The following is a 15,269-nucleotide window of genomic DNA, read 5'->3' as shown; positions in this document are numbered from 1 at the left end:
TTAACGAGCGCTCACCACCGGTGCAGTCAGTTTCTCCAGCAGCCCGGACTGCGCGCTGCGCGGGTTCTGGTTGCCGGTGGGTTGCTGGCGCAGGTAGCGGCCGTCCGCTTGCAGCACCCAGGCGTGGGTGTTGTCGGTGAGGTAGCTTTCCAGCTCCTTCTTGACCCGGGTGATGAGCTTCTTGCCCTCCACCGGGAAGCAGGTCTCCACGCGCTTGTCGAGGTTGCGCTCCATCCAGTCGGCGCTGGACAGGTAGATCTTCTCGTCGCCGCCATTGAGGAAGTAGAACACCCGCGTGTGCTCGAGAAAGCGGCCGATGATCGAGCGCACCTGAATGTTGTGCGACACCCCGGCGATGCCCGGGCGCAGGCAGCACATGCCGCGCACCACCAGGTCGATCTTCACCCCGGTCTGGCTGGCCTTGTACAGCGCGCGGATCACCTTGGGGTCAGTCAGCGAGTTGAACTTGGCGATGATCTGCGCCGGCTTGCCTTCGGCCGCCGCGGCGGTTTCCTTGGCGATCAGGTCGAGCAGGGTCTTCTTCAGGGTGAAGGGTGCATGCAGCAGCTTCTTCATGCGCAGGGTCTTGCCCATGCCGATCAGCTGGCTGAACAGCTTGGCCACGTCCTCGCCAAGGGCGACGTCGGCGGTAAGCAGGCTGTAGTCGGTGTACAGCTTGGCGTTGCCGGCGTGGTAGTTGCCGGTGCCGAGGTGGGCGTAGCGGACGATTTCGCCGTTCTCGCGGCGCAGGATCAGCATCATCTTGGCGTGGGTCTTGAAGCCGACCACACCGTAGATCACCACCGCGCCGGCCTGCTGCAGGCGGCTGGCCAGTTGCAGGTTGGATTCCTCGTCGAAACGCGCACGCAGTTCGATCACCGCGGTGACCTCCTTGCCGTTACGCGCCGCTTCCACCAGGGCGTCGACGATCTCCGAGTTGGCGCCGGAGCGATACAGGGTCTGCTTGATCGCCAGCACGTGCGGGTCCTTCGCCGCCTGACGCAGCAGGTCGACCACCGGCGTGAAGGACTCGAAGGGGTGCAGCAGGAGGATGTCCTGCTTGCTGACCACGCTGAAGATGTTCTCGGCGTTCTGCAGCAGCTTGGGGATTACGGGGGTGAACGGCGCGTGCTGCAACTCCGGGTGGTTGTCCAGGCCGGTGATGCTGAACAGGCGAGTGAGGTTGACCGGGCCGTTGACCTGGTACAGCTCGCTCTCGGTCAGGCCGAACTGCTTGAGCAGGTGATCGCGCAGGTGTTTCGGGCAGGTGTCGACCACCTCCAGGCGCACCGCATCGCCGTAGCGGCGGCTGAACAGCTCGCCGCGCAGGGCACGCGCCAGGTCCTCGACGTCCTCGGTATCCACCGACAGGTCGGCGTTACGGGTCAGGCGGAACTGGTAGCAGCCCTTGACCTTCATGCCCTGGAACAGGTCGTCGGCATGGGCGTGGATCATCGACGAGAGGAACACGTAGTTGTCGCCGGGACCACCGACTTCCTCCGGCACGCGGATGATCCGCGGCAGCAGGCGCGGGGCCGGGATGATGGCCAGACCGGAATCGCGGCCGAAGGCATCGATGCCCTCCAGCTCGACGATGAAGTTCAGGCTCTTGTTCACCAGCAGCGGGAAGGGGTGCGTCGGGTCGAGGCCGATGGGGGTGATGATCGGCGCGATCTCGTCACGGAAATAGCGGCGCACCCAGGCCTTGAGCTTGGTGGTCCAGAAACGCCGGCGGATGAAGTTGATGTTGTGCTTGGCCAGCGCCGGGAACAGGGTGTCGTTGAGGATGGCGTACTGCCGCTCCACCTGCTCGTGCACCAGCTCGCTGATGCGCGCCAGCGCCTGGTGCGGCTGCAGGCCGTCGGCGCCGGCCTGCTCGCGGGCGAAGTTGATCTGCTTCTTCAGCCCGGCGACGCGGATCTCGAAGAACTCGTCGAGGTTGCTGGAGAAGATCAGCAGGAACTTCAGGCGTTCGAGCAGCGGATAGGACTCGTCCAGCGCCTGCTCCAGCACCCGGATATTGAACTGCAGCTGCGACAGTTCACGGTGAATGTACAGGCTGCTGTCATCCAGGCTGGGAATCGGGGCCGGCGGCGGGGTTTCCACCACGGGCGTCTCGGCGACCACCTCGGCCTGAGGCGGGTTGTTGTCGAGCACTTCGCTGTTGAGTCCTTCGCTGTTCATCGCTGAGTTCCTGAGAGCGTCATCGCCCTTGTTTTAGCAGTTCTGCCGCCCGTACGGCGAAATAGGTGAGGATGCCATCGGCACCGGCGCGTTTGAAGGCGGTGAGCGACTCGAGGATCACTGCCTCGCCGAGCCAGCCGTTCTGGATCGCGGCCATGTGCATGGCGTACTCGCCACTGACCTGATAGACGAATGTGGGCACCTTGTAGGCATCCTTCACCCGCCAGAGGATGTCCAGATACGGCATGCCGGGCTTGACCATGACCATGTCGGCGCCTTCGGCCAGGTCGGCGGCCACTTCGTGCAGCGCCTCGTTGCCGTTGGCCGGGTCCATCTGGTAGCCGAGCTTGTTGCCCTTGCCGAGGTTGGCCGCCGAGCCCACCGCATCGCGGAACGGGCCGTAGTAGGCGCTGGCGTACTTGGCCGAGTAGGCCATGATGCGCACGTTGGGATGGTCGGCCAGCTCCAGCGCCTCGCGAATCGCCTGCACGCGGCCATCCATCATGTCCGAGGGGGCGACCACCTGGGCACCGGCCTCGGCATGCGACAGCGCCTGCTTGACCAGCGCATCGACGGTGATGTCGTTCTGCACGTAGCCGGAGTCGTCGAGGATGCCGTCCTGACCGTGGGTGGTGAAGGGGTCGAGGGCGACGTCGCTGATCACTCCGAGCTCGGGGAATTTCGCCCGCAGGGCGCGGATCGCGCGCTGGGCAATGCCGTCCGGGTTCCAGGCCTCGGCGCCGTCGAGGGACTTCTTCTCCAGGGGGGTGACCGGGAACAGCGCCAGCGCCGGAATGCCCAGTTCGACCCAGTGTTCGGCTTCCTGGAGCAGCAGGTCGATGGACAGGCGCTCGACGCCCGGCATCGACGGCACGGCTTCGCGGCGGTTGTCGCCGTCGAGCACGAACACCGGCAGGATCAGGTCATCGACGCTCAGACGGTGTTCGCGTACCAGACGGCGGGAGAAATCGTCGCGGCGGTTGCGGCGCAGGCGGGTGGCGGGGAACAGGCGATTGGCGGGGGTAACGCTCACGGCAGACTCCAGAGCCCGCACGGGCGGGCCAGTGTGACGGTTATAAGCGACCATTATGACCAAATGATGACGGTCACATGACCGCGTGCGACCGCGGGTCGCACAGCAGTCGCGCATTGTGGCATGGGCCGCCACCTTCCGGGTTCCTCGCGGTCGGAGTAGTCTGCATAACCTGTGTTCATGGGCACGCCACATGCTGCAAGACCTGATCCGCCAGTTCGGCTATCCGGCGCTGATACTCGGCACCTTCCTAGAAGGCGAAGTATCGCTGCTGCTGGCAGCCTACATGGCCGTGCGCAACGTGCTGGAGATCGAATGGGTGGCGCTGTGCGCCTTCCTCGGCACCTTCGCCAGCGATCAGCTGTGGTACTACCTCGGCCGCCGTCACGGTCGCGCGCTGCTGGCCCGCAAGCCGCGCTGGCAGCCGCTGGGCGAACGCGCCAGTGCGCTGATCAAACGCTACCCGGACCTGTGGGTGCTGTGTTTCCGCTTCCTCTACGGCCTGCGTACGGTGATGCCGCTGACCATCGGCCTGTCCGGCTATTCCTGGCGCCGCTACCTGCTGCTCGACGCCATCGGCGCCGGCGTCTGGGCCGGCGGCATCAGCCTGCTGGCCTACAGCCTGGGCCATGCCATGGGCGGCCTGCTGGAAGAGCTGCGCAACTATCAGGTCATCCTGCTCGCCGCCGTGGTACTGCTGCTTGCTCTCGCCTGGCTACACCGGTGGCGTCAGCGCCGGCGCGGCTGAACCGCGCGCCAGCCAGATACCGAGCAGGCTGCTCAGACTGTAGGCGCTCAGCCAGGCCCAGACCGTGAGGTCCAGCGTCAGCATGCCCAGCTCACCGGCCAGCCAGAATGCCGGCAGGTTGCCTGCCAGGCGCAGGCACTCCAGACGCCATGCGTTGCTGCGATTCTCCAGCCACAGGCCGATACTGCACAGGCCCAGGGCCATCCACAGGCAAGCCAGCAGCACTGCGCCTATCGCAAGTGAATCTCCCTGCGCCAGCAGCCACACGCCGGCCAGCAGGTAGCAGACGAACTGCAGCAGTGCGTAGACCTGCGCGCCACGGCCCAGCGCCACCTCGAACTTGCGGAAGTTGCTCAGGTCAGGCTTGGCCTGCGGATGGCGCGCGGCCACGTCGGCCGGGCGCCAGCCGGTGGGCATGAACCAGATGCGCAACCTGTCCCACCAGGAGCCGGCGCGCCGGGCGTCGTGCCACAGGCCGGCATAGACCTGCAGATTGGCCCACAGCGGATTCCAGCTGGCCAGCGGCACGGTCACGCCGAAGATCACCGGCTCCTCGTCGAGCTCCTCCTGGAAGGTGCCAAAAAGCCGGTCCCATACAATGAACACCCCGCCGTAATTGCGATCCATGTAAATAGGGTTCTGTGCATGATGCACGCGGTGATTGGACGGGGTGATGAACAGCCATTCGAACCAGCCCAGCTTGGGGATATGACGGGTGTGCACCCAGAACTGGTAGAGCAGGTTGAGCGCCGCCACCGTGAGAAACACCAGCGGCGGCACACCGAGCACGGCCATCGGCAGGTAGAAGATCCAGCCGAAGACGAAGCCGGTGCTGGTCTGGCGCAACGCCGTGGTGAGGTTGTAGTCCTCGCTCTGGTGATGCACCGCGTGGGCGGCCCAGAGCACATTGCGTTCATGGCCCAGGCGGTGGTTCCAGTAGTAGCAGAAGTCATAGAAGACGAAGGCGAAAACCCAGACCCAGAGGCTGCCTTCGGCGAGTTCGAAAAGCGCCAGATGCTCCCAGGCGAAGGCGTAGGTGAGCAGGCCGACCACCTTGGTCAGCACGCCCGTGGTCTGCGACAGCACGCCGGTGCCGAGGCTGCCCAGGGCGTCGGCCAGGCGATAGGTGCGCATGCCGCGCAGGTGATCGGCGAGCAGCTCGAGAGCGATCAGCAGGAAGAAGAAAGGCACCGCATAGAGAACGTAATTCATGGCCGAGCCGTATCGTTGTGCTTGTCTTGGGGCTAGTCTGTTATTCATCCTAATCCCCGGCCCACAGCGGTTCACGGCGGCAAATGACAGTCTGTGTGGCATTTGGCGACAGCCACCCGTGCCGAGGGGCAACACCGAATTGGCAACATCCCGCCGCCCGCCGGCACCAACTGGTGCAACGAGCGGCGTTTTCCTCATCAGGAGTCGAGCATGAGCAAGAAAGTGGCAGTGATTCTGTCCGGCTGTGGCGTCTACGATGGCGCCGAGATCCATGAAAGCGTGATCACCCTGTTGCGCCTCGACCAGCGCGGCGCAGTGGTGCAGTGCTTCGCTCCCAACGTGCCGCAACTGCACGTGGTCGATCACTACAGCGGCGACGAGATGGACGAAACGCGCAACGTGCTGGTGGAATCGGCGCGCATCGCCCGCGGCAAGATCAAGGACGTCAAGGAGCTGCACGTGGCCGAGTTCGACGCGCTGATCCTGCCCGGCGGATTCGGCGTGGCCAAGAACCTCTCCGACTTCGCCACCAGCGGCGCGGGCTGCACCGTGCAGCCGGACGTGCTGGCCGCCTGCAAGGCCTTCGTCGATGCCGGCAAGCCAGTCGGCCTGATGTGCATCGCGCCGGCGCTGGCGGCGAAGATCTTCGGCGCTGGCGTGATCTGCACCATCGGCACCGACCACGACACCGCCACCGCACTAACCCAGATGGGCGCCGAGCACCACGAGTGCGAAGTCAGCGACATCGTCGAGGATCATGCTCGCAAGCTGGTCACCACACCGGCCTACATGCTCGCCCAGTCAATCGCCGAGGCGGCTTCGGGCATCAACAAGATGGTCGACCGCGTCTTGGAGCTGGCGCACCACTGACCTGGGTGGGCTGAAGCCCACCCTACGAAACTCAACGTTCCAGCCTGTAGGGTGGGCTTTAGCCCACCAATGGCGATCAATGCGGGATAGAGCGGAACGCCGCCCGGCACACCCTACCAGCCAGCGCCACTAAAGGGCGCTTCGGTCATTGGCCAGGGCAGTCTGGCCGTCACGCTGGTCAAGCGGTTCGCGCTGCGGCAGCGTGGCGGCAGATTTCCCGGAGCCCTGCCATGACCCAGCCCTTCGTCCTCAGCCCCGACCTGCAGCAGGCGGTAGCCGCCTTCTTCCAGCGCATCCCCTTCAACCAGGTGCTCGGCATCGAGCTCGATGAGCTGAGCCCGGAGCGGGTGACCATGCACCTGCCGATGAAGCCCGAACTGATCGGCAACTTCGTCCACGGCATCCTCCATGGCGGGGTGATTTCCTCGCTGCTCGACGTCTGCGGTGGCGCCATGGCGCTGATCGGCGCCTTCGCCAACCACCAGCACCTGCCGCCGGCCGAGCGCATGAGCAAGCTGTCCAAGCTCGGCACCATCGACCTGCGCATCGACTACCTGCGCCCCGGCCGCGGTCAGCGCTTCACCGCCACCGCCCTGCCGCTGCGCGCCGGCAACAAGGTGGCGGTGATTCGCATGGAGCTGCACAACGACGAAGGGGTGCTGGTGGCCGTCGGCACCGGCACCTATCTGTGCGGCTGAAGGAGGGCGCGGAGCTCGGATGCGGTTGCCCGCCGTTCCGGATTTCATCCGGGCTACAAGGCTGAAAAAGGGTTTGCCGGCCACCCGTCGCCCGGATGCAATCCAGGGCCGCTAACGGCTCAGCCGCGTGAGAATCCGGTCCAGCGCATTGGCGAAGGCCTGCCGATCCTTCTCCGAATAGGGCGCCTGGCCGCCGCCGACCTGGCCCTGCTCGCGCAGATCGGTGAACAGGTTACGTACCGCCAGGCGCTCGCCCATGTTGCGCTCGTCGAACTCGCGGCCACGCGGATCGAGCGCCGCCACGCCCTTCTTCACCAGGCGGTCGGCCAGCGGTACGTCGCTGCAGATCACCAGCTCGCCGGGCACGGCATGCTCGACCAGGTGATCGTCGGCCGCATCCGGCCCGCTGGGTACCACGATCAGTTTCACGCAGGCGAAATTCGGCCGCGCCACGGCCTGGCCCGCCACCAGCACCACTTCGAAACCCCGTTTGAGGGCGAACTTGACCACCTGATCGCGCGCCGCCCTCGGGCAGGCGTCGGCGTCTATCCAGACACGCATGCAGCACCTTCCAGCAGAAATCGGTCGCCAGTATGCCAGCCCGCGTGGGCAGAGAGGCGCTTCAAGCGTTGTAGAAGGCCTGGCAGCGCTCGCGCACCGCACGCGAGAGGTTGTCGTCGGCCAGTTCGATCAGATCCAGCTCGACCTCATCCGGCAGCAACTCGGCCACCAATGCCGCCAGACGACGTTGCACCTGCACGTTGGCGCCCTCCACCGCCAGCAGCAGACGCGGCTGCGGGCCGATGGCCGGATCGCGCAGGGCGGCCAGATAGGCCTGCTGCACCGAGAGCTCGGCACAGGCTGCGGCCAGCGCCTGTTCCAGGGGCGGATGGCGCAGGGCCGCCAGCGCCAGATCGGGGCTGTCGGCGTAATGGGTGGAATGAACAGTGGAGGACATGCGTGCACTCGTCAGAGGGAAATGAGCTCAGCCTAGGCCCACTCTGACCCTCTGTCGTGGTGACGGTTCACGCTATGGAGGATCGAAGGCACCGCGCGCGCCTCGACCCTCCTTCGCCGGCCTAGGCCTGCTCGGCAAGCCGACGACGCTCGCCGCGCAGGCTGCGCCCATACAGCAGGGCGATGCCGGCCAGCGCCAGCCCCTGCGCCGACAGGCTCCAGGCATCGGCGTGGATGCCCAGCCAGTCGAATTCGAAGAAGGCCACCGGCCGCGTACCGAGCACCCCGGCCTCCTGCAGCGCAGCGACGCCGTGTCCGGCGAAGACCACCGAGAGCACGCACAGCAGCACCGCATTGACGCCGAAGAAGGTCGCCAGCGGCAACTTGCGCGAACCGCGCAGGATCACCCAGGCCAGGCCGATCAGCAGCACCAGCGCCGCGGCGGCACCGGCCAGCACCGCGCCATGCCCGGCCGGGCCGGCCTGCAGCCAGAGGGTTTCGTAGAACAGGATGACTTCGAACAGCTCGCGGTACACCGAGAAGAACGCCAGCACGGCGAAGCCGAAACGACCACCACCGCCGACCAGGCTGCTCTTGATGTAGTCCTGCCAGGCCGCGGCGTGACGGCGATCATGCATCCATACGCCGACCCACAGCAGTACCACGCTGGCGAACAGCGCAGTGGCGCCTTCGAGCAGCTCGCGCTGGGCGCCGCTGATGTCGATCAGGTAGGCCGCCGCCGCCCAGGTCGCGACACCGGCGAGCAGCGCCAGACCCCAGCCAATGTGCACACTGCGTACCGCCTGCTGCTGGCCGGTATTGCGCAGGAAGGCGAGAATCGCCGCCAGCACCAGAATCGCCTCGAGCCCCTCGCGCAGCAGAATCAGCAGGCTGGCGAAGAAGCTCAGGCTGTCGTCCATCGCGCCATCGGCCAGCAGTGCAGCGGACTTCTCCAGCTCCACCTTGGCCTGCTCCAGGGCCTGGGCAGCCTGCGCGACGCTGGCACCATCCTGCAGCGCCTGCCGATAGGCCATCAGCGCGCGCTCGGTGGTCTTGCGCTGCACCGCATCGAGGTTGTCCAGCGCGCTTTCGACCAGTTCGAAGCCTTCCAGATAGGCGCCGACGGAGAGGTCGTAGGCCTGCTCGCGATCACCGTTGCGATAGGCCTGCAGGCTGCGCTCCAGGGTGTCACGGGTATAGCCGATCAGCTGCTGCGGGCCGCGCTGCTCCAGTAGCGGATGCGCGCGCTGAGCGCGGAACGCGGCGACATCGCCACCGGCGGCAGCAATTTCGGCGGGCGTGCGCCCTGCCAGCTCGCTCATGGCGAAGCGTGTGTGGCTCTGCGCCGATGCGGCGGTGAAACCGGCGATATAGGCAGCCAGATCCCAGCGCTGACGCTCGTCGAGCTGATCGGCGAAGGCCGGCATATCGGTGCCTTCGATGCCCAGACCGAGGGTGTTGTAGAGATCGTAGAGGCTCAGCCGATCCAGACGCGCGGCATCACGCAGATTGGCCGGTGCCGGTTCCAGACCGATGCCGGCAGGTCCGTCGCCCAGGCCGGTATCGCCGTGGCACACCGAACAGTGCTGGGCATACAGCGGCGCGCCGCGTTCGGGGTCCGGTGTCAGGATCGGGGTCTGGGCTACCTGATAGAGCTCGGCCAGACGTGCGCCGAGCTGACGCGCGGCACCGGCCACCGCCTCACCGGGTTGGCGCTGAGCGATGGCCTGGCGCAGATCGACCACGCCCCGCTCCAGCTCGTCGCGTCCGGCGCGGGCCGGCAAGGCGACGACCAGGCCCTGCAGCACGTCGAGAAACTCCAGCTGTTCCTGATATTCGCCAGCGTCGATGACCTGGCCGCCCGCCACGGTGGCGGGGTAATCGGCGCCGATGTAGCCGATCAGATGCAGCGCCTGTGCGGCGCCGTCGAGTGGCTCGCCGATGGCGAGAAAGCTGAGCATGGCCAGCAAGGGCAGCGTCAGCCAGGAAAGGGCGAAACGAAAGCGGCTCATCAATGCATCCCAAACGAGAATGGGTGGCATTAAATTGTTGCGTGGCTAAGGAATTCGCACAAGGAGAATCTGAAATATCTGGTAACAATCAGTCGAACGGAGCGTTGCGACTGCATCGCCAGAGCGGCAGCGGCGACATCGCCGCCGCTGCCGAACCCGCGGCTCAGACCGCGGCGCGTTTGACCGTGGCCAGCAGACCGGCAGCGGCGGCGAACAGCGCGGCGAAACTGCGGTTCATCACCCGCTGCTGCCGCGGCGTGCGCAGCGCGCGCAGCACCCGCGAAGCCAGGCCGGTGTAGCCGGCCATGACGATCAGGTCGACCACGATCATGGTCAGGCCCATCACCAGATACTGCGCCAGCAAAGGCGCATGCGGATTGATGAACTGCGGCAGCACGGCGAGCATGAAGACGATGGCCTTGGGGTTGCTGGCATTGACCAGAAAGCCGCGCAGCACCAGGGTCAGCGGCCGCCCGCTGGGGCGCTCGGTGGCACCGGCATCCAGATCGCTGGGAAGGGCGACCCACTGCTTGTAGGCGAGAAACACCAGATAGGCGACGCCGAACCATTTGATCAGGCTGAAGGCCAGCGCCGAGGCGGCGAGGATGGCGCCCACGCCCGCCGCGACGATGGCGATCTGCAGGGCCAGGCCGAGCTGCAGGCCGAGGGCGTTCCAGTAACCGCGCCAGAAGCCGTATTGCAGGCCAGCGGACATCGACGCCACGGCGCCGGCACCGGGCGACAGGCTGATCACCCAGCAGGCGACGAAGAAAGCGAGCCAGGTTTCCAATGCCATGATGCGTACCTCGGGGAGCAGAAATCGGGAGAACGGCTTCACAGCCTACTCCTGCGCCAGCCTCCGAGCCAGACGTTCAGCGCCAGCGGCGCACGGATTTCTGGAAGAACAGGCTGTTGGGCACCTGCAGCAGGGCACCGGCAGCGTCTTCGGCGAGATCCTGCAAGGTGGTGTAGAACAGGTTGATGGCGATCACCCGCCCCTTCACCCCTGGCTTGTCCGCGCTATCGATCACCTCGACCGTATCACCGATACGAAACGGCCCCATGGTGAAGATCAGCAGCGCGCAGAACATGTTCGACAGCACGCTCCAGATGGCGAAGAAGGCCACGGCGGCCACGGCGGTGAACCCGGTCAGGGCTGTCCACAACACCGTTGCCGAGACGCCCAGGCGCTCGAGCACCAGCATGAAGGCACTGCCCATGATCAACCAGCGCAACAGGCCGCGCAGCGGCTGCAGCACCTCCTGCGGCAACAGGCTGTAGCGCGCGCCCAGGCGGCTGATGGCACGGGTGAGAATGCGCTGGGCGATCCACGCCAGCAGGATGATCAACAGCACCTGGCCGGCACGGACCAGCGGCTCGCGCCAGGCCACCAGCAGTTCCAGCTGCTCCATCACTCAGCCTCCTCCAGTTGCTGCTGCAACGCCTCCAGGGTTTCCAGGGCCAGCAGCCAGGCTTCCTCCAGCTCGGCCTCGCGCGCCTTGAGCTGCGCCTGCTCGGCCAGGCGCTCGCGCAGCTCATCCTTGCGTGCGGACTCGTACAGGCCACTGTCGCCCAGCTGGGTTTCCACGGTAGCGAGCCTTTCCTGCACCTTGCCCAGCTCCTGCTCGAGCTTGTCGGCCTGCTTCTTGTGCGGCGCCAGTTGCTGGCGCAGCGCCGCGGCAGCCTGGCGCTGGGCGCGCTTGTCGGTCTTCTCGGCACCGGCGGCCGGCGCTGCGACCGGCTGCTGGCGGGCGCGAAAATCGATCAGCCAACGCGCATAGTCGTCCAGGTCGCCCTCGAACGGCTGGATGCGCCCGTCGGCCACCAGAAGGAACTCGTCGGTGGTGCTCTTCAGCAGGTGACGGTCGTGGGAGACCACCAGCACCGCCCCGGCGAATTCCTGCAGGGCCATGGTCAGCGCCAGGCGCATTTCCAGATCGAGGTGGTTGGTCGGTTCGTCCAGCAACAGCAGGTTGGGCTTCTGCCAGGCGATCAGTGCCAGGGCCAGGCGTGCCTTCTCGCCGCCGGAGAAATTCAGCACCGGCTCGTCGCAGCGCTCGCCACGGAAATCGAAGCCGCCGATGAAGTCGCGCAGGGTCTGCTCGCGCTCGCTCGGCGCCAGGCGCTGCAGATGCAGCAGCGGGCTGGCCTTGGGGTCCAGGGCATCGAGCTGATGCTGGGCGAAGTAGCCGATGGCCAGGTTCTCGCCACGGGCCAGCTCACCGCCGAGCACGGCCAGGTCGCCGGCCAGGGTCTTGATCAGGGTCGACTTGCCCGCGCCGTTGGGGCCGAGCAGGCCGATACGTGCACCGGGTGCCAGGCTCAGCTTGACCTTCTCCAGCACCGTCTTGTCGCCGTAACCCAGGCGCGCCTCGGACAGGTTGAGCAGCGGGCTGGAGACCTTGTCCGCCTCGCGGAAGACGAAGTCGAAGGGCGAATCGACATGGGCCGGGGCCAGCTCCTCCAGGCGCTCCAGCGCCTTGATGCGGCTCTGTGCCTGGCGTGCCTTGGTCGCCTTGGCCTTGAAGCGGCGAATGAAGTCTTCCATGTGCGCACGCTGCGCCTGCTGCTTCTCGTACGCCTGCTGCTGCTGCGCCAGACGCTCGGCGCGGGTGCGCTCGAAGGCCGAGTAGCCGCCGCGGTAGAGGGTCAGCTTCTGCTGCTCCAGGTGCGCCACATGGTCGACCACGGCATCGAGGAAATCACGGTCGTGGGAGATCAGCAGCAACGTGCCGGGATAGCCCTTGAGCCACTCCTCCAGCCAGAGGATGGCGTCGAGGTCGAGGTGGTTGGTCGGCTCGTCGAGCAGCAGCAGCTCGGAGGGGCACATCAGTGCCTGAGCCAGGTTCAGGCGCATGCGCCAGCCCCCGGAGAAGTCGCCGACGCGCCTGTCCATCTGCTCGCTGGTAAAGCCCAGGCCGGCCAGCAGCTTGCGCGCACGCGAATCGGCGCTGTAGCCCTGGGCAATGTCCAGTTCGCTGTGCAGACGGGCGATGGCGCTGCCGTCGTGGGCGGCCTCGGCCCTGGCCAGTTCGGCCTGGATCGCGCGCAGGTGCACATCGCCATCGAGCACGTAGTCCACCGCCAGACGCTCGAGGTTGTCCACCTCCTGGCGCATATGGGCGATGCGCCAGTCCGGCGGCAGCTGGCAGTCGCCCGCGTCGGGGCCGAGCTCACCGCGCAGCAGGGCGAACAGGCTGGATTTGCCGGCGCCATTGGCACCGATCAGACCGACTTTCTGGCCGGCGTGCAGGGTCAGCTCGGCGCCTTCGAGCAGGCGTTGCGGACCACGCTGTAGAGTGAGGTTCTGGAGTCGGATCATAATGGCCGCGGAGTCTACCAAATCGCCCCGGAGGCCGCGTGCAGGATCTGTGGAATTTCGCCCTCGAACTCTATGCCAGACCGGGCGTGGAACAGGCCTGCCTGGATTTGCAGGACGCCGGTAGCGACGTCTGCCTGCTGCTGACCGGCGCCTGGCTGCAGCAACGTGGCGTGCGCTGCATGGATGAGCGCCTGCGCGCACTGACGGAGGTGGCGGGCCCCTGGCAACGTGAAGTGGTCTCGCCCTTGCGGCAGACGCGGCGCCACTGGCGCACGGCCGCAGGTCAGGATGCCGAATTGGCCGCCCTGCGTGAACAGATCAAGAAGCTGGAATTGCAGGCCGAGCGGGTGCTGCTCGAGCGGCTGCAGGCGCTGGCCGCGAACTGGCCAGACGAAGAGGCGCGAAGCGACTGGCTGCTTGCCCTGACCGGCGAGAACAGCGCCGCGCTGCAGGTGCTGCGCGGCGCCACTCGCCTCGCTTAGGACGCGCTCGGAGCAACCGGTGCGGCAGCCCCGTTGGTGGCCGCAGGCGCGGCGGGTGCAGCCGGAGCAGCAGGTGCGGCGGCCGGTTTGGCGGCAGCGGGCTTGGCCGGGGCCTTCTTGGCGGGCGCCTTCGCGGTGGCCGGTTTCTTCGCGGCGACCGGTTTGCTGGCGGGCTTGGCAGCCGGTTTGGCAGGCGCCGACTTGGCAGCGGGTTTGTCTGCTGCAGGTTTGGCGGCGGATGGCTTGGCCGCAGGCTTGCTCGCCACGGGCTTGGCTGGAGCCTTTGCCGCAGCCGGCTTGGCAGCCGCTTTGGGCGCCACCGGTTTAGCCGCCGCTTTCGGCGCTACCGGTTTGGCTGGTGCCTTGGCTGCAGCAGTCTTGGCCGCAACAGGTTTGCCAGCGGCCGGCTTGGCGGCAGGCTTGCTTGCCGCAGCGGGCTTGGCGGCCGGTTTGGCAGGAGCCTTCTTCGCCGGCGCCTTGGCAGCAGCCGGTTTCTTCGCGGCAGCCGGCTTGCTGGCCGGTTTGGCTGCGGGAGCTGCGGCCTTGGCCTCGCGCCCATCGAGCGCCTTGGCAGCGGCTTCCTTCACCTTGCCGACGCCCTGCGCCAGCTTCAGGCTTTCCTGCGCGTCACGCTTGAGCTGGGCGATGTAGCCGCGGGTTTCGCTCTGGCGAGCCTTGAGGGTATCGAGCAGCTCTTCCAGCTCGGCTACCACGTCCTTGGCCTTGGCTTGCGCCTTGGTCTTGCCGGCAACGGCGGCGTCTTGCAACTTGCCGCGCGCCTTGTGCAGTTTTTCCTGTGCCTTGCCGCGTTGCTTTTCCAGCTTGGCGAGCAGTTTCTCGGCATCGACGAGCGCTTGCGAGCAGGCATTTTCCAGATGCTCGAGCAGGCTGGCAGACAGTTGGTGCAGCAGATGCAGGGGGGTACTGATGGTCTTCTTCTTGGCCGACATGGCGCGCCTCCAGGCGGATGTGGATGCGCCCATACTAGACGCAGGCGAGAAGGCTCGCCATAGGCCTTTTGGCAAGCAGAGCGCGGGCACTGCCCGCCTGGCATAATCGCCGGCATATTCACCGGGAGACATCGTCATGAGCCGCGCCGTACTAGCCGCCCTTGCTATCTGCTGCAGCCTGAGCGCGCAGGCCGACCAGCACCAGCAGGATCTGGCCTACAGCCTCGGCGTACGCCTTGGCGAGCGCCTGCATGAAGAGGTACCCGACCTGCCGCTGGGCGAACTGCTCGAAGGCTTGCGCCAGGCTTACGAGGGCAAGCCTCTGCGGCTCGATGCCGCGCGCATCGAGCAGCTGCTCGATGAACACGAAGCCCGTATCGACGCCTCGCCTCAACGTCATGACAAGGCCATCGAATCCGAGCAGCGCTTTCTCGCCGGGGAAAGTCGTCGCCCCAACGTGCGGGAGCTGGGCAATGGCGTGCTGGTGACCGAGCTCAGCCCTGGCAGTGGCCCCAGGCCCACCGCCCGCAGCCGAGTGCAGGTGAGTTATCGCGGCGAGCTGGCCGACGGCAGTGTCTTCGACGAGAGCAGTACGCCACAGTGGTTTCGTCTGGACAGTCTGATCGCGGGCTGGCGCAGTGCGCTGCTGCAGATGCCGAAAGGCGCCCACTGGCGCCTGGTGATTCCATCGAATCAGGCTTACGGAGAAGAAGGCGCGGGAGATCTGATACCGCCCCATGCGCCCCTGGTGTTCGATCTACGCCTGCTGGACGTGACCGACTGAACGTCGATCCAAGACAG

At 66.4% G+C, this 15,269-nt stretch carries 15 protein-coding genes; 5 read left to right on the top strand and 10 right to left on the bottom strand.

Annotated features, from left to right (window positions below):
- Both ppk1 and hemB read right to left on the bottom strand, forming a co-directional pair.
- On the bottom strand, positions 1-2,184 hold the full coding sequence (ppk1, locus tag L1F06_RS01795; protein WP_004373351.1) for a polyphosphate kinase 1: 2,184 nt from the start codon (positions 2,182-2,184) through the stop codon (positions 1-3).
- A gap of 19 nt (positions 2,185-2,203) precedes the next feature.
- Entirely contained in the window at positions 2,204-3,217 is a 1,014-nt protein-coding gene (hemB, locus tag L1F06_RS01790; RefSeq protein ID WP_011920583.1) for a porphobilinogen synthase, read from the bottom strand.
- A gap of 193 nt (positions 3,218-3,410) precedes the next feature.
- On the opposite strand from hemB, the gene L1F06_RS01785 reads away from it, so the two are divergent.
- Positions 3,411-3,965: a DedA family protein gene (locus L1F06_RS01785; protein WP_011920582.1), complete on the top strand. Its 555-nt coding sequence runs from the start codon at positions 3,411-3,413 to the stop codon at positions 3,963-3,965.
- On the opposite strand, the gene L1F06_RS01780 is transcribed toward L1F06_RS01785, so the two are convergent.
- Positions 3,933-5,177: a sterol desaturase family protein gene (locus L1F06_RS01780; protein WP_129482002.1), complete on the bottom strand. Its 1,245-nt coding sequence runs from the start codon at positions 5,175-5,177 to the stop codon at positions 3,933-3,935. The genes L1F06_RS01785 and L1F06_RS01780 overlap by 33 nt on opposite strands.
- 210 nt (positions 5,178-5,387) lie before the next feature.
- Between L1F06_RS01780 and elbB the strand changes: the two genes are divergently transcribed.
- Together elbB and L1F06_RS01770 are read left to right on the top strand one after the other, a co-directional pair.
- Positions 5,388-6,047: an isoprenoid biosynthesis glyoxalase ElbB gene (gene elbB, locus L1F06_RS01775; protein ID WP_004373360.1), complete on the top strand. Its 660-nt coding sequence runs from the start codon at positions 5,388-5,390 to the stop codon at positions 6,045-6,047.
- Positions 6,048-6,277: 230 nt separating this feature from the next.
- Entirely contained in the window at positions 6,278-6,745 is a 468-nt protein-coding gene (locus tag L1F06_RS01770; RefSeq protein ID WP_011920579.1) for a thioesterase family protein, read from the top strand.
- Between the two features lie 111 nt (positions 6,746-6,856).
- Here the strand turns inward: L1F06_RS01770 and L1F06_RS01765 are convergent, their stop codons facing one another.
- From L1F06_RS01765 to L1F06_RS01740, 6 genes are all read right to left on the bottom strand, one after another.
- Positions 6,857-7,306 carry a YaiI/YqxD family protein gene (locus L1F06_RS01765; RefSeq protein WP_004373364.1) on the bottom strand — a complete coding sequence of 150 codons (450 nt, stop codon included), beginning with the start codon at positions 7,304-7,306 and terminating at the stop codon, positions 6,857-6,859.
- 61 nt (positions 7,307-7,367) lie between these two features.
- The gene (locus tag L1F06_RS01760) at positions 7,368-7,703 is read right to left on the bottom strand and encodes an enhanced serine sensitivity protein SseB C-terminal domain-containing protein (RefSeq protein WP_004373366.1); all 336 of its coding nucleotides are present in this window, start codon (positions 7,701-7,703) and stop codon (positions 7,368-7,370) included.
- Positions 7,704-7,824: 121 nt separating this feature from the next.
- Positions 7,825-9,714 carry a cytochrome c/FTR1 family iron permease gene (locus L1F06_RS01755; RefSeq protein WP_129482003.1) on the bottom strand — a complete coding sequence of 630 codons (1,890 nt, stop codon included), beginning with the start codon at positions 9,712-9,714 and terminating at the stop codon, positions 7,825-7,827.
- Positions 9,715-9,877: 163 nt separating this feature from the next.
- The gene (locus L1F06_RS01750; RefSeq protein WP_004373370.1) at positions 9,878-10,510 is read right to left on the bottom strand and encodes a LysE family transporter; all 633 of its coding nucleotides are present in this window, start codon (positions 10,508-10,510) and stop codon (positions 9,878-9,880) included.
- A gap of 76 nt (positions 10,511-10,586) precedes the next feature.
- Entirely contained in the window at positions 10,587-11,126 is a 540-nt protein-coding gene (locus L1F06_RS01745) for a mechanosensitive ion channel family protein (protein ID WP_129482004.1), read from the bottom strand.
- Positions 11,126-13,036, bottom strand: coding sequence for an ATP-binding cassette domain-containing protein (locus tag L1F06_RS01740; RefSeq protein WP_129482005.1), 1,911 nt, complete (start codon positions 13,034-13,036; stop codon positions 11,126-11,128). The genes L1F06_RS01745 and L1F06_RS01740 overlap by 1 nt, the downstream gene beginning before the upstream one ends.
- 38 nt (positions 13,037-13,074) lie before the next feature.
- Here L1F06_RS01740 and L1F06_RS01735 point away from each other — a divergent pair, with 38 nt between their 5' ends.
- A complete protein-coding gene (locus L1F06_RS01735; protein WP_129482006.1) occupies positions 13,075-13,518 on the top strand; it encodes a TIGR02444 family protein in 444 nt (147 codons plus the stop codon).
- On the opposite strand, the gene L1F06_RS01730 is transcribed toward L1F06_RS01735, so the two are convergent.
- On the bottom strand, positions 13,515-14,468 hold the full coding sequence (locus L1F06_RS01730; protein ID WP_129482007.1) for an AlgP family protein: 954 nt from the start codon (positions 14,466-14,468) through the stop codon (positions 13,515-13,517). The two genes, L1F06_RS01735 and L1F06_RS01730, sit on opposite strands and share 4 nt — an antisense overlap.
- A gap of 136 nt (positions 14,469-14,604) precedes the next feature.
- Here L1F06_RS01730 and L1F06_RS01725 point away from each other — a divergent pair, with 136 nt between their 5' ends.
- Complete coding sequence (locus L1F06_RS01725) at positions 14,605-15,252, top strand: FKBP-type peptidyl-prolyl cis-trans isomerase (protein WP_129482008.1); 648 nt, start codon at positions 14,605-14,607, stop codon at positions 15,250-15,252.
- Positions 15,253-15,269 lie beyond the last annotated feature (17 nt).

It is taken from the genome of Pseudomonas hydrolytica, from assembly GCF_021495345.1.
In the GTDB taxonomy this organism is placed as follows: domain Bacteria; phylum Pseudomonadota; class Gammaproteobacteria; order Pseudomonadales; family Pseudomonadaceae; genus Aquipseudomonas; species Aquipseudomonas hydrolytica.
This window is presented reverse-complemented; position numbering and strand designations above follow the sequence as displayed.

Excerpts from the sequence above, each read along its gene's own strand:
- ppk1 (WP_004373351.1), bottom strand. The coding sequence starts at position 2,184 with ATGAACAGCGAAGGACTCAACAGCGAAGTGCTCGACAACAACCCGCCT.
- L1F06_RS01785 (WP_011920582.1), top strand. The coding sequence starts at position 3,411 with ATGCTGCAAGACCTGATCCGCCAGTTCGGCTATCCGGCGCTGATACTC.
- L1F06_RS01780 (WP_129482002.1), bottom strand. The coding sequence starts at position 5,177 with ATGAATTACGTTCTCTATGCGGTGCCTTTCTTCTTCCTGCTGATCGCT.
- elbB (WP_004373360.1), top strand. The coding sequence starts at position 5,388 with ATGAGCAAGAAAGTGGCAGTGATTCTGTCCGGCTGTGGCGTCTACGAT.
- L1F06_RS01770 (WP_011920579.1), top strand. The coding sequence starts at position 6,278 with ATGACCCAGCCCTTCGTCCTCAGCCCCGACCTGCAGCAGGCGGTAGCC.
- L1F06_RS01765 (WP_004373364.1), bottom strand. The coding sequence starts at position 7,306 with ATGCGTGTCTGGATAGACGCCGACGCCTGCCCGAGGGCGGCGCGCGAT.
- L1F06_RS01760 (WP_004373366.1), bottom strand. The coding sequence starts at position 7,703 with ATGTCCTCCACTGTTCATTCCACCCATTACGCCGACAGCCCCGATCTG.
- L1F06_RS01755 (WP_129482003.1), bottom strand. The coding sequence starts at position 9,714 with ATGAGCCGCTTTCGTTTCGCCCTTTCCTGGCTGACGCTGCCCTTGCTG.
- L1F06_RS01750 (WP_004373370.1), bottom strand. The coding sequence starts at position 10,510 with ATGGCATTGGAAACCTGGCTCGCTTTCTTCGTCGCCTGCTGGGTGATC.
- L1F06_RS01745 (WP_129482004.1), bottom strand. The coding sequence starts at position 11,126 with ATGGAGCAGCTGGAACTGCTGGTGGCCTGGCGCGAGCCGCTGGTCCGT.
- L1F06_RS01740 (WP_129482005.1), bottom strand. The coding sequence starts at position 13,036 with ATGATCCGACTCCAGAACCTCACTCTACAGCGTGGTCCGCAACGCCTG.
- L1F06_RS01730 (WP_129482007.1), bottom strand. The coding sequence starts at position 14,468 with ATGTCGGCCAAGAAGAAGACCATCAGTACCCCCCTGCATCTGCTGCAC.
- L1F06_RS01725 (WP_129482008.1), top strand. The coding sequence starts at position 14,605 with ATGAGCCGCGCCGTACTAGCCGCCCTTGCTATCTGCTGCAGCCTGAGC.